At 48.7% G+C, this 12,713-nt stretch carries 13 protein-coding genes; all 13 read left to right on the top strand.

The features are described from left to right. Positions 1-61 precede the first annotated feature (61 nt). The 13 genes from ACK5NH_RS13230 (at position 62) to ACK5NH_RS13170 (ending at position 12,549) form a co-directional block, all read left to right on the top strand. The gene (locus tag ACK5NH_RS13230) at positions 62-403 is read left to right on the top strand and encodes a hypothetical protein (protein WP_416920751.1); all 342 of its coding nucleotides are present in this window, start codon (positions 62-64) and stop codon (positions 401-403) included. A gap of 87 nt (positions 404-490) precedes the next feature. Beyond that, positions 491-943: an acyltransferase gene (locus ACK5NH_RS13225; protein ID WP_374904551.1), complete on the top strand. Its 453-nt coding sequence runs from the start codon at positions 491-493 to the stop codon at positions 941-943. 81 nt (positions 944-1,024) lie between these two features. Continuing rightward, a complete protein-coding gene (locus ACK5NH_RS13220) occupies positions 1,025-1,351 on the top strand; it encodes a hypothetical protein (RefSeq protein WP_416920748.1) in 327 nt (108 codons plus the stop codon). A 66-nt stretch (positions 1,352-1,417) separates the two neighbouring features. Then, complete coding sequence (locus ACK5NH_RS13215) at positions 1,418-2,245, top strand: hypothetical protein (RefSeq protein WP_416920746.1); 828 nt, start codon at positions 1,418-1,420, stop codon at positions 2,243-2,245. Between the two features lie 662 nt (positions 2,246-2,907). Beyond that, entirely contained in the window at positions 2,908-3,807 is a 900-nt protein-coding gene (gene hisG, locus ACK5NH_RS13210; protein WP_220055393.1) for an ATP phosphoribosyltransferase, read from the top strand. A gap of 3 nt (positions 3,808-3,810) precedes the next feature. Next, positions 3,811-5,112 carry a histidinol dehydrogenase gene (hisD, locus tag ACK5NH_RS13205; protein ID WP_416920743.1) on the top strand — a complete coding sequence of 434 codons (1,302 nt, stop codon included), beginning with the start codon at positions 3,811-3,813 and terminating at the stop codon, positions 5,110-5,112. A gap of 66 nt (positions 5,113-5,178) precedes the next feature. Continuing rightward, complete coding sequence (gene hisC, locus ACK5NH_RS13200; protein ID WP_416920741.1) at positions 5,179-6,384, top strand: histidinol-phosphate transaminase; 1,206 nt, start codon at positions 5,179-5,181, stop codon at positions 6,382-6,384. An 82-nt stretch (positions 6,385-6,466) separates the two neighbouring features. Next, positions 6,467-7,558, top strand: coding sequence for a bifunctional histidinol-phosphatase/imidazoleglycerol-phosphate dehydratase HisB (hisB, locus tag ACK5NH_RS13195; RefSeq protein WP_086903653.1), 1,092 nt, complete (start codon positions 6,467-6,469; stop codon positions 7,556-7,558). Between the two features lie 146 nt (positions 7,559-7,704). Next, entirely contained in the window at positions 7,705-8,370 is a 666-nt protein-coding gene (hisH, locus tag ACK5NH_RS13190) for an imidazole glycerol phosphate synthase subunit HisH (RefSeq protein ID WP_416920739.1), read from the top strand. A gap of 104 nt (positions 8,371-8,474) precedes the next feature. Then, on the top strand, positions 8,475-9,212 hold the full coding sequence (hisA, locus tag ACK5NH_RS13185) for a 1-(5-phosphoribosyl)-5-[(5-phosphoribosylamino)methylideneamino]imidazole-4-carboxamide isomerase (protein WP_416920737.1): 738 nt from the start codon (positions 8,475-8,477) through the stop codon (positions 9,210-9,212). Continuing rightward, positions 9,194-9,967, top strand: a complete 774-nt coding sequence (hisF, locus tag ACK5NH_RS13180; RefSeq protein ID WP_416920735.1) for an imidazole glycerol phosphate synthase subunit HisF — start codon at positions 9,194-9,196, stop codon at positions 9,965-9,967. The genes hisA and hisF overlap by 19 nt, the downstream gene beginning before the upstream one ends. Positions 9,968-10,011: 44 nt before the next feature. Continuing rightward, a complete protein-coding gene (hisIE, locus tag ACK5NH_RS13175) occupies positions 10,012-10,671 on the top strand; it encodes a bifunctional phosphoribosyl-AMP cyclohydrolase/phosphoribosyl-ATP diphosphatase HisIE (protein WP_416920733.1) in 660 nt (219 codons plus the stop codon). 690 nt (positions 10,672-11,361) lie between these two features. Then, the gene (locus ACK5NH_RS13170; RefSeq protein ID WP_416920731.1) at positions 11,362-12,549 is read left to right on the top strand and encodes an aromatic amino acid transport family protein; all 1,188 of its coding nucleotides are present in this window, start codon (positions 11,362-11,364) and stop codon (positions 12,547-12,549) included. The last annotated feature ends 164 nt before the right edge of the window (positions 12,550-12,713 follow it).

Below are 12,713 nucleotides of genomic sequence, written 5' to 3'. Positions count from 1 at the left end.
CTTTAATAGATTGGCGCTCATCAGCCACGGATGAACGTTTATAACGCGACAGGATGATTCGATGAAATACCCTTCTGGTTTTTTACTATTGTTGGCTTTTAGCCACGCTTCATGGGCTGGTTGTGATGAAGTGACTTCGCAATGCCTCGTTATTGATGGGGATAAAGCGCGTTCTGAATCCTGTGAAATTGCGATTTGCGCCAATATGAGCGAATACCTAGTTGATGTCTCGCTCGAAAATGGAGGAACCATTTTTATGAGACAGGATAATCAATCGCAGCTTATTCGTGTTAATGGCACCCCAGGTATCTTCATTAGGCCGTCCCCCGAAAAGAGTGACCAAACCTGTTATGCTATGGCAGATAACAGCATAACTTACTGCTTGCCTGATGCAGTGCTGTAATCAATATTGATAACCGTATACTTTAGACGGCAAAACAGACTGCAGACCACTCACTATGAGGGTAAGCGTGGAGCATAGAGGTTAACCATGCAAACGACATTATCTTTGTCACAATATGTGAAAAAGCGAAATGGTGTTCCGCTCGGTGCCAATCACTCGATGAGGAATATGCTATCCCGCGCTCTTGGCGCTAAGTCATTCCCTATTTTTTGGCATTATTGGAATCCGATTTGGGGATATTATTTATCTCGTAATGTCATGCGCCCTCTCAGTCAGTTTCTGCCCATATGGCTTGCCGTCTTGTTCACCTTTTTGGTCAGTGGTGCGCTACATGATCTCGCCGTAGCTCTGGTTAAATGGCAAGCCATGTTCTTTTTTACACCTTGGTTTGGCATCATGGGAGTTATCGTAATTGCCTCAAATAAATATGGTCTGTCCTACGGTGTATTGCCTTGGATTATGCGGGCCTTGATTAATTTACTGTTTATTTTCTCATCGTTTGCGTTAACCGAATTAATGCTAAGTCTGTTGAGGCCTTAAGCCTAATTCTGTCGGTTTAATTAACTCGCCTTAATTAACTCGTGTTGATGATATAAATGATGCTCGCTAAAAGGATATTTCATGCGATTAACATTAACCTTGGAAACCCTATTATCCCAACTCGGTTCTTTTTCGTGGCACTTGGATGTGTATAAAGCCCTAGATCAACCATTAAGTCCAACAATGTCGGTGTTAATCATTGACGATGAGCTTGAAGAAGAACGCGACCAACAGGATGAGCCTCTCTTTCCACAAACCCAAGGCTATCAATACGTTTTGAGCATTGCGGATTTACAAAGCATCAATGCTAACTTAGTGCAACAGCGGCCAAATGCCAGCTTGCATGACTTAATTCATGCTGTCAGTTATTACTATCAAAACGATGCTTATATAAATGTAGAGTGTTAACCGCTTTAATTGAGATTTTTTAAGATAAATTAAACCCAATTGTTAAAAGATAAAAAAGAATCAGATATGGATAAAAAAGCAAAAAGGATTTTATTCTCCACCTATTGGAAGAATGGTTGGATTGACGCAAAAAATAGAAGTCTCTCCGAGTCCGACTTCAACTACGCCAAATCGAAAGGATTAATGTTTGATCCTTTAACTATCTCCCACGATGAATGCATCCTTGCCATCACGACGCTAGTAAAAGGCATTTCGCAAGCACAAGTAACAAAAGGATTTTTAAGCAGTCTAACCTCTCGGGGATTGGATTGGCGCTCATCCCTTGCATCCTATGCGATCGCAAAAAAAATCCCATCACACCAATATGCGCCCGTCATTTCAGGCACTTCCTATACGGATGGCAAACCAACGGCACACTCCTATACCTGTGGCATTTGCCGAGACAGTCAATATGGCATCCGAGGAAGTGAATCCTATAACGAGATGGATATTAACGTATTCAATTTCGAGCGCATTAAATGGGGCGGCGTTCGCCATGGGGATATTTTGTATACCTATTTTGATTTAAGCCAATTTATCAATGCCGATATTCCAGAACCAACGTCAGAAGATATTGCCTGTTTTAGAGCAATATTAACGATTATCGAAACGTCTGAGCCGAGCGATTATCCCAGCTCACTGGAGAAAAGATTAGCGAGTGTAATTAAATCGAGTAAAGCTGAGCGACAAATATTAATCGAGATATTAGCCAGTCTGGGAGTCTTAAAACCTCGTTGTTTCGATAGACAACGCAAAGGCAAAAATGACTGGGTATTTGCCGAATATTGGCGTGGCGAAGATAAATATTGCCAACAGACAGTTGAACATCTGTTTGGAGAATATTTAGCACAATAAAAAGGATGTCACAGCACTAATTCGGCATTAGCGCTGTGACTGACACTCATCCGCACTCGCCAGTCCAGAGGATGCTGCTAGCCAAAATCTGCCATCCTTGCCGCTATTCTAGCTGCCGAAAGGTTCTAAAAGCAGAGTTGGCTTTGCGCCCATCCTAGCAAACCTCAAGTAGTCCCCTCTTGCAATCGGTTGATTTACCTTCTGCGACCATCAAGATGAAACATTTTCATAAAGCGCATAAATATTCTTATTTAGTTAAAATTAGCTGTTGCAAACGGCACAGAAAGCGGTTAGCTTAAAAAAACGTTCGATGGATAAGTATCCATCAACACCGAATTCAACAGAATACAGAGTATAGAGAGTCATATGAGCCCATTACTGAACGCTATCCACCATCATCACCACCATATGCGGTAGCCTTCGGACGCTCACTGCCGGAGGACTGTATCCTTCTGGCGGACTGATTCAAAGATGATCACTAACCCCTGGAAGGAATTCCGGGGGTTTTTGCTTTTAGGCTTTTTAACTTACAACTTAACCCATGTTTAGTATGTAATTTCAATATGTTAGCTAGATAAATACCGGCAAGACATAGAAACCAGTTAAACCATGCGACAAAAGAATATCATTTTGAATTTGTTAACTTTGAGCGAGACAAGACTATGACTGAATCAAACCGTTTACGCATCGCCATCCAAAAATCTGGCCGTTTATCCACCGACTCTCAGCAATTACTCAAGAGCTGCGGCGTTAAGTTTTCCATTAATGAACAACGCCTTATCGCACACGCAGACAACATGCCCATCGATTTACTCAGAGTGCGTGACGATGATATTCCAGGACTGGTGATGGATGGCGTGGTCGATTTAGGCATTATTGGTGAGAACGTACTCGAAGAAGAGCAAATTGAGCGTCAAACCTTAAATAAACCCGCCGAATTTGTGAAGTTACGCCAACTGGATTTTGGGGCCTGCCGCCTGTCGTTAGCCGTGCCAAGCGAATTTAGCTATGCTGATGCCTCATCCTTAGAAGGCTTGAGAATTGCCACCTCCTACCCCAATCTGCTGCGCCGTTTTATGCAACAAAAAGGCATAAGTTATCGCGACTGTATGTTGAAAGGCTCGGTTGAAGTCGCGCCGCGTGCAGGGCTTGCCGATGGCATTTGTGACTTAGTCTCCACCGGTGCCACCCTTGAGGCCAACGGTTTATACGAGACCGAAGTCATCTACCGCTCCATGGCCTGTGTTATCCAATCGACCCAAACTCAAACGCCAAGCAAACAAGCGCTAATCGACAGAATTTTATCCCGCGTAAACGGCGTGATCCGCGCCCGTGAAAGTAAGTATATTTTGCTACACGCGCCCACAGAAACCTTAGATCAAATTGTCGCACTGCTGCCCGGCGCCGAAAACCCCACTGTGCTGCCATTAAACGACGATACTAATCGAGTGGCCATCCACGCCGTCAGTACCGAAGATTTATTCTGGGACACTATGGAAGAGCTCACCGCACTCGGCGCCAGCTCTATCCTCGTAATGCCAATTGAAAAAATGATGGGGTGATCTATGGATATTTTGACTTGGGCAGCGTTATCCGCCGATGAACAAAAAGATGCGCTCCAACGCTCGCCTTTAATCGGTGACAGCGGCTTAGAACAAAGTGTTCGGGCGATTGTCGATGCTGTGGCTAGCCGTGGCGATGCGGCGCTGAAAGAGTTTAATCAAAAGTTTGATGGCTTTAATAGCGCCAATATCGACAGTCTGCGCTTAAGTGAAAGCGAGATTAGCGCCGCCAGCGCACGAGTCTCGGCAGAACTTAAAGCCGCCATTGCCCAAGCGATGGCTAATATTGATGTGTTCCACAGCGCGCAGCAATTTCGCCCCATAGACATTGAAACCCAAGCGGGTGTTCGCTGCGAGCTTCGTAGCGAACCGATTGAAAAAGTCGGTTTATATATTCCCGGCGGCAGCGCGCCCCTCATTTCGACCGTGATGATGTTGGCCCTGCCAGCAAAAATTGCCGGCTGCGAAAAACGCGTATTGGTGAGTCCGCCGCCGATTAACGATGCCATTGTGTATGCGGCAAACGCCTGTGGGATCACCGAAATTTATCAAGTTGGCGGTGCGCAAGCCATTGCCGCACTAGCTTTTGGTACTGAAACGATTCCCAGCGTCGATAAAATTTTTGGTCCGGGTAATCGTTATGTCACCGAGGCCAAGCGCTTAGTCTCGCAGGACGGTCGCTGCACTGTGTCTATCGATATGCCAGCGGGGCCTTCCGAGGTGTTGGTGATTGCCGATAGCGATGCCAATGCGCAGTTTATTGCCGCAGACTTACTCTCGCAAGCGGAGCATGGCCCAGATTCGCAGGTCATTTTAGTCACGGATTCGGAGCCATTAGCACAGGCAGTCAATCAAGCGCTCGCGTCACAACTGGCCGCCCTGCCGCGCCAAGAGATTGCCGCGACCGCACTAAAAGGCAGCCGCACCATTTTGGTCAAAGATATGCTAGAAGCGGCGCTCGTTTCGAATCGCTATGGGCCCGAACACTTAATTATTCAAACCCGCTTCCCACGGGATGTGCTAAATCATATTCGTGCCGCAGGCTCAGTGTTTTTAGGCGCCTATACACCTGAATCCGTCGGAGATTACGCCAGTGGAACTAACCATGTATTGCCGACTTACGGTTATAGCCGCGCGGTATCTAGCCTCTCCTTAGCAGACTTTAGCCGCCGCTTTACGGTGCAAGAGCTCAGTGCCAAGGGCCTGCTCGGACTCGGACAAGCGGTGATGACCCTTGCCAGCAATGAGTTACTCGATGCCCATAAAAATGCGGTCGCGATACGCTTAGCCAGTCTTAAGGACTGATGAAAATAAGTAACGCAATCAACAGTACGCTTAATTAACGCCATAGCAAGACTTAGGATGAATAGGATGAGCCAAGTGCCAACTAGCCAAGCACCAACGAGCCCAGCACCGACGAGCAATGTGCCTGTGACAAACATTCCGAGCGCCAATTGCGCCAGCAATACTCTCGATAACAATACTCTCGATACCACAAGCCTCGAGCCGACAACCCTTGCTACACGTCTTGCGCGGCCCGAACTGCTCGAGTTAACGCCCTACCAAAGTGCTCGCAGGCTGGGTGGTCGAGGGGATATTTGGATCAACGCTAACGAATCGCCCTTCAATAATGTGGCGGTTGCCGAACTCGATTTATCTAAGTTAAATCGTTACCCCGAGTGCCAACCGCCCGCGTTGATCAATGCCTACAGCCAATATAGTGGTGTAGCAGAGAGCAAGATTGTCGCCAGTCGCGGCGCCGATGAGGCCATCGAACTGCTGATCCGTGCTTTTTGTGTCCCAGGCATCGACTTCATTGCGACCTTTGGGCCCACTTACGGCATGTACGCCATTAGCGCGCAAACCTTTAATGTGGGCGTTAAGGCATTAAGCTTAACGGCGGAGTACGGTCTCCCAGCCGACTTTGCGACGGCCGCGCGCGGCGCTAAATTAGTGTTTATCTGCAATCCCAATAACCCAACCGGCACTGTGATTGACAAGGCGCGCATAGAGCAAGCTATCCAAGCCCTGCCCGACGCCATTGTTGTTGTCGATGAGGCTTATATCGAGTTTTGCCCAGAATATAGCGTCGCCGATTTACTCGAGTCTTACCCAAACCTTGTGGTGCTACGCACCCTTTCAAAGGCCTTTGCCTTAGCAGGCGCCCGCTGCGGCTTTTTGCTCGCCAATGAAGGGATTATCGAAATCATCATGCGGGTGATTGCACCCTATCCCGTGCCACTGCCCGTGAGTGAAGTGGCCGTGCAAGCACTGTCACCGGCTGGAATTGCGCGGATGAAAACCCAAGTCAAAGAGCTCAATGCGCAGGGAGAGCGACTCGCGTCGGCGCTGAATTTGTACTGCGAGCAATGGGGCGGCGCCGTACTAACACCCAATGGCAACTATGTGCTCGCCGAATTTGACGACGTGGCCAAAGTGGCACAGCTACTTATCGATAATGGCATTGTCGCGCGGGCCTATAAGGACCCAAGGCTGGCTAAAGCCATTCGTTTTAGCTTCAGCTCTCAGGCTGACACCGACCGCTTAGTGTCGCTATTTGAATCGCAAAAGCTTTGAGCATTTAGCGAAAGTCTTGTCGCAGCATTTGCCTAATAAACTGATTTTATAAAGATAACAAACTGAATTGAAAGGTAGCAGCATGAACCCAGTATTTACTCCTAATGTCGCCCAGAAAATACTCTTTATCGACCGTGATGGCACCTTGATTGAAGAGCCCATCACCGACAAACAAGTCGATAGCCTTGCTAAACTGGTCTTCGAGCCCCAAGTGATCCCCGCCTTGCTGCGCCTGCAAAAAGCCGGGTTTCGTTTGGTGATGGTTAGCAATCAGGACGGACTCGGTACCCCTTCCTTCCCGCAGGAAGATTTCGATGCGCCGCACAATATGATGATGCAAATCCTTTCTAGCCAAGGGGTTAAATTTGAAGATGTACTCATCTGCCCGCACTTTAACGATGAAAACTGCAGCTGCCGTAAACCTAAACTAGGGCTGGTAAAAGACTTTTTGACCCAAGGCACCATCGATTTTACCCAGTCCGCCGTGATTGGTGACAGACATACAGATGTGGAACTGGGCAATGCCATGGGGATAAAAAGCTTTCAATATCAACGTGGCAGCCTAGGTTGGGACGCCATTGCCGATGCCTTACTCAACAAGGGCCGCACCGCGACTGTGGTACGCACCACCAAGGAAACCGATATTCGAGTGACTGTCGATCTCGACAATGCCAGCAAAGGCGCCATCAACACCGGCATTGGTTTCTTCGACCATATGCTGGATCAAATCGCCACCCACGGAAACTTCAAAATGGAGGTGAATGTCGATGGCGATCTTGAGATAGACGATCACCACAGCGTTGAAGACACGGCATTGGCGATTGGGGATGCACTGCGCCAAGCCCTTGGCGATAAACGCGGTATCGCCCGCTTTGGTTTTAGTTTGCCGATGGATGAGGCCAAGGGCGAATGCTTACTGGATCTTTCCGGCAGGCCTTTTATTAAATTCGCCGCCCAATTTGAACGGGAAAAAGTCGGTGAAATGGCCACCGAAATGGTGCCGCACTTTTTCCGCTCCTTTGCCGATGGCCTACGCTGCACCCTGCATGTGGCCGCCGAAGGAGACAACGATCACCACAAGGTCGAAGCGCTATTTAAAGTGCTTGGCCGCGCGCTGCGTCAGGCAGTCAAAGTTGAAGGTGATGTCTTACCATCGAGTAAAGGCGTGCTCTAACAGCGCACTCAACCTGAGTTAGGTGTGTAATGACCTAATGCAGATTGATTAGCGAATAATACAAAGCCTGATGATTTTAACGAGGGGCAGTTTAGGAAATGCGGCGACAAGCCACTTCCCCACTGACCCATCAATAGGAAAACCCAATGTCAGCAAACATAGATGAATTTGATGTTGTCATCATAGACACAGGTTGCGCCAACTTAAGCTCGGTCCGTTTCGCCTTTGAGCGCCTCGGCGCTAAGGTGTTAGTCACCGATGGCAAGGCCAGCATTAAAGCCGCCAAACGTGTGGTACTGCCAGGTGTCGGCAGCGCTGGCGCCGCGATGGCTTCATTATCTGAAAAAACCTTAGTCGAATTAATTCAAGGGTTAACTCAACCCGTGCTGGGCGTCTGCTTAGGAATGCAAATGCTCACGCTGCTCTCTAAAGAACGCGGCGGCCAAGCGCTGGATTGCCAAACTTTAGACTGTAAGTGCTTAGGCATTATTCCAACCGAGATTGACGAGCTAGACCGTCAAATACTGAAGGCCGAAGGTTTACCTCTACCGCACATGGGCTGGAACCAACTGACCTTTAGCAATCCGTCTCAGGTTCATCCGCTGTTTGCCGGCGTGGCGGCCGGCAGTTACGTGTATTTTGTGCACAGCTACCGCGCGCCATTAAGCGACTACACCTTGGCACAATGCCGTTATGGTGAGGACTTTAGCGCCGCCATCGGTAAAGACAACTTTATGGGCGTGCAATTTCACCCCGAGAAGAGTGCCGCCGTGGGTGCACAAATCCTAGGTAACTTTTTAAAAATGCAGTAAATGCAATCGCTTATTGTGTTTGGGATGAACCCGCATTTTTGAGCCATAACATTCAGCAATAAAATGCGGCAGCAAATGCACCAAAAAGAATTTAAGGACAACAGATGATTATTCCAGCAATTGATTTAATTGATGGCCAGGTAGTTAGGCTCTACCAAGGGGATTATGGGCAGCAGACCACCTTCGATTTAAGTCCGCTGGCCCAGTTGCAATCCTACCAAGACCAAGGGGCAAGCTGGCTGCATATTGTAGATTTAACTGGCGCCAAAGAACCTGCTAAACGCCAAACGGCTTTGATTGCTAAGCTGACAGCGGGGTTAAGCGCCAATATTCAAGTGGGCGGCGGGATCCGCACTGAAGAGCAAGTCGCAGAGTTATTATCCCTTGGGGTTAAACGCGTGGTGATAGGCTCGCTCGCCGTCAAAGAGCCCGAGTTAGTCAAAGGCTGGTTTAACAAGTTTGGCAGCGAGGCTATTTGCCTCGCACTGGATGTCAATATCAATCAGAGCGGCGAGAAAATCGTTGCGGTTTCTGGCTGGCAAAGCGGTGGCGGTAAGAGTCTAGAATCTATCGTCGAAGACTTTAGCCAAGTGGGACTTAAACATGCGCTGGTGACTGACATCAGCCGCGATGGCACCCTCACGGGCGCTAATACCGAACTCTACCGCGAGCTATCCAGTCGCTATCCCCATATCGCTTGGCAAGCCTCGGGCGGCATTGCCACCCTTGAGGATGTTGCCGCCGTCAGAGACAGTGGCGCCGCGGACATCATTATCGGTAAAGCTTTACTTATCAATCAGTTTAATGTGGCGGAGGCAATCCAATGCTGGCCAAACGAATAGTCCCCTGTTTAGATGTGAAAGATGGTTGCGTGGTCAAGGGCGTACAGTTTCGTAACCATGAAATTGTGGGCGACATAGTGCCTCTCGCGGCGCGTTACGCCGCAGAGGGCGCCGACGAACTGGTGTTTTACGATATCACCGCCAGTGCCCACGACCGAGTAGTCGATAAGTCTTGGGTAAGCCGAGTGGCGGAGCAAATCGATATCCCCTTCTGCGTCGCCGGCGGCATTAAAACCATTGCCCAAGCCCGTGAGTTATTGGCCTTTGGCGCGGATAAGATTTCGGTCAACTCACCCGCCCTCAGTGATCCCAGTTTAATCTCGCGTCTGCAGGATGAATTTGGCCGTCAATGCATCGTTATCGGCATCGACTCTTTTTATGATGCGGCAAGCGATAGTTATAAGGTGAAGCAATTTACCGGCGATGAAGCCGCCACCAAAGAAACCCCTTGGTACACTCAGGATTGGGTTGAAGAAGTACAAAAACGCGGCTGCGGCGAAATCGTGCTCAACGTGATGAACCAAGATGGTGTACGCGGTGGCTATGATATCAAACAGTTAAGCCTAGTACGCCAGCTGTGCGACGTGCCCTTAATCGCCTCGGGCGGTGCTGGCACTATGGCGCATTTTCGCGATGTGTTTATCGAGGCTAAGGTGGATGCTGCGCTGGCGGCCAGCGTGTTCCATAAGGCCATTATCAATATCGGCGAGTTAAAACAGTATTTAGCGGCCGAAGGCATCGCCATTCGCCAGTAACTCAACATCAGTAGCGATTGATAGAAATAATAAGGTATGCAGATATGACAACTGGAACCACTTCAAGCTATTGCCAAGGCCCAGTAAACACAGAACTAGTCAATAGTCTCGACTGGGAAAAACAACAGGGGCTTATCCCTGCGGTTATTCAAAATCACCTCTCGGGCAAGGTGTTAATGCTCGGATTTATGGATAAAGCCGCGCTGCAGCACACGCTGACGACCGGTGATGTGACGTTTTTTAGCCGCTCTAAGCAACGTTTATGGACCAAGGGCGAAACCTCGGGCCATACCCTAAAATTGGTCGCCATTGATAAAGACTGTGATAACGACAGCTTGCTGGTACAGGTGTTGCCCAATGGCCCAACCTGCCATAAAGGCACTGAAAGCTGCTGGCTCGATGGCAATGCTCACCCGTTTTTAAATAATCTGGCCGAGCTGATTGCTTCACGTAAGGGGCAAAACCCAGAGTCGAGCTACACCGCTTCCCTTTTTGCCCGTGGCACCAAACGCATCGCCCAAAAAGTCGGTGAAGAAGGATTAGAAACCGCCTTGGCCGCTGCGACTCACGATAAAGAAGAGCTGATTAACGAGGCATCGGATCTGGTGTATCACTTATTAGTCTTGCTTGAAGATCAATCACTAAGCTTAAGTGATATCAACGCCAATTTGCTCGCCCGCCATCAAAAGGCGCAGCAAAAGTAGTCCGTTTTCAAACATCGCAGTACCTCTCTGCCGCATTCCTTTGGTTCTGCGGCAGAGTACTCTCCATTCAGCCCTATTTAGATGCTTTTTACGTGTCTATTTGCTTGTCTATTTGTGTGCTTTAGCCAACCAAAACCCCGCTTCTACAGTCTGTTTTGTAATCCTTAACCTGACCTATAAACCACACAACGTCACACAAATTGTACACTTGTCTCCTGACAAAAAATCAGCAAAATACTGTTGTAATGGTTGACAAGTACATTTTAACAGCCTATCGTAGCCAGCGTCCTCGAACCCGCACCGAGGCATTAACGCAACTTATTAACATTTAAGACAAATTTAACAACAGGGCGAATTGCCTTAGTTATGTGATGTGGCCAAGCCATTAGATGTGATCAAGTCACTAGATGTCATTAAGTGCCAAATTAACCCCAAGCAAAGGCGAGTGTTATGCGTATTACCACAGCTTATTATCCCTATCTGTAGCCGCAATGGCATAGATAGGCACACTCGCCTGACCTTCCATTGTGGCCATATCCCCAACGATCCGCAGATTGCGCCACGATCACAATACAGGTACACCCAGGTACCTTTTAGACCCCAGTTTCACGCGCCACTCTGCACAGCTCCTCAATAAAGCACTCATCTGACACAGTTGAGCCATTAATAAAGACGTTTGAGCGTACAGTTATGACACAAAATAAATTTTTCGGCAGTTTGCTACTAATTGCAGGCACCACCATCGGCGCGGGCATGCTCGCACTCCCCATCGCCTCAGCAGGACTCGGCTTTGGTGTATCGAGCATGATTATGCTAATCCTCTGGGCATTGATGGCCTTCACCGCCCTACTTATGGTCGAAATTCACCAATTTGCCCCGAATGATGCCAGCCTCAACCAATTAGCCCGCACGCTTTTGGGCGCTAAGGGCCAAGTGGTTGCCAGTATCGCGTTAATGTTTTTACTCTACGCCCTGTGCGCCGCCTACATCGCAGGCGGCGGGGAGCAAGTCAATCAAAAGCTCAGCACTTGGTTAGGGTTAGCGCTGCCGCCACAGGCAGGCGCCATCTTATTTACCCTCTTGATTGGTACGATTGTGGGTTTAGGTACCCACTGCGTCGATTTAATTAACCGCCTTCTCTTTAGCTTAAAAATCATTGCGTTGATCTTGATGCTGGCGTTATTACTCCCGCAGGTGGAAGGCACACATTTACTCGAATTGCCGCTGGAACAAGGGCTTATTGTGTCGGCCATCCCAGTGATTTTTACCTCGTTTGGTTTTCATGGTTCGATTCCATCTGTAGTGCGCTACTTAGGCGTTGAGGTTAACAGCCTTCGCAAAATCATGTTGCTCGGCTCGGCATTACCGCTGCTGATTTACCTGCTTTGGCAACTGGGCAGCCAAGGCGTGCTCAGCCAAAGCCAACTGATGACAAATCAGAGTCTTTCAGGCTTTATCAATCAGTTAGCCAGCGTTCTGCACAGCCAATACTTAAGCTCAGCGATCAGTGTGTTTGCCGATCTGGCGCTGGCCACCTCCTTTTTAGGGGTGAGCTTAGGTCTGTTTGACTTTATGGCGGCTAACTTAAGGCAACAGGATAATGCCACGGGTCGCAGTATCACCGCCGCCATTACCTTCGTGCCACCTCTGGGTTTTGCCCTCTTTTACCCGCAGGGATTTATAACCGCCCTCGGTTATGCGGCGATCGCCCTCGTGATCCTCGCGATTTTTTTACCCGTTGCCATGGTGTGGGTGCAAAGACAAACGCGCGATAGGTCCAACCTGCCTCAGGGTTACCGCGTCGCGGGGGGGAAGCTCGGTTTACTGTTAGCTATGCTCTGCGGAGTGGCCGTGATTGGCGCTCAACTCTTGGGATAAGCTGCGCGGATAAACAATCGCGATAAAGCTATTGTACTTTAAGCCGTATAAGTGCCTGTAAAATCAAGATGAATACTGACAGGCACTGAGTCTTACTTCGCGCAAGGTTGCCAAGTTCTTTATTAGTCAGCCAGCGGCTTGAGTGTTAAACTGCCGCTAATCCC

Origin of the sequence: Shewanella sp. (assembly GCF_047975355.1) — a bacterium.
Classification (GTDB): Bacteria; Pseudomonadota; Gammaproteobacteria; order Enterobacterales; family Shewanellaceae; genus Shewanella.
The sequence above is the reverse complement of the archived record's forward strand: the minus strand, read 5'-3'. Positions and strand labels throughout refer to the sequence as shown.

Excerpts from the sequence above, each read along its gene's own strand:
- ACK5NH_RS13230 (WP_416920751.1), top strand. The coding sequence starts at position 62 with ATGAAATACCCTTCTGGTTTTTTACTATTGTTGGCTTTTAGCCACGCT.
- ACK5NH_RS13225 (WP_374904551.1), top strand. The coding sequence starts at position 491 with ATGCAAACGACATTATCTTTGTCACAATATGTGAAAAAGCGAAATGGT.
- ACK5NH_RS13220 (WP_416920748.1), top strand. The coding sequence starts at position 1,025 with ATGCGATTAACATTAACCTTGGAAACCCTATTATCCCAACTCGGTTCT.
- ACK5NH_RS13215 (WP_416920746.1), top strand. The coding sequence starts at position 1,418 with ATGGATAAAAAAGCAAAAAGGATTTTATTCTCCACCTATTGGAAGAAT.
- hisG (WP_220055393.1), top strand. The coding sequence starts at position 2,908 with ATGACTGAATCAAACCGTTTACGCATCGCCATCCAAAAATCTGGCCGT.
- hisD (WP_416920743.1), top strand. The coding sequence starts at position 3,811 with ATGGATATTTTGACTTGGGCAGCGTTATCCGCCGATGAACAAAAAGAT.
- hisC (WP_416920741.1), top strand. The coding sequence starts at position 5,179 with ATGAGCCAAGTGCCAACTAGCCAAGCACCAACGAGCCCAGCACCGACG.
- hisB (WP_086903653.1), top strand. The coding sequence starts at position 6,467 with ATGAACCCAGTATTTACTCCTAATGTCGCCCAGAAAATACTCTTTATC.
- hisH (WP_416920739.1), top strand. The coding sequence starts at position 7,705 with ATGTCAGCAAACATAGATGAATTTGATGTTGTCATCATAGACACAGGT.
- hisA (WP_416920737.1), top strand. The coding sequence starts at position 8,475 with ATGATTATTCCAGCAATTGATTTAATTGATGGCCAGGTAGTTAGGCTC.
- hisF (WP_416920735.1), top strand. The coding sequence starts at position 9,194 with ATGCTGGCCAAACGAATAGTCCCCTGTTTAGATGTGAAAGATGGTTGC.
- hisIE (WP_416920733.1), top strand. The coding sequence starts at position 10,012 with ATGACAACTGGAACCACTTCAAGCTATTGCCAAGGCCCAGTAAACACA.
- ACK5NH_RS13170 (WP_416920731.1), top strand. The coding sequence starts at position 11,362 with ATGACACAAAATAAATTTTTCGGCAGTTTGCTACTAATTGCAGGCACC.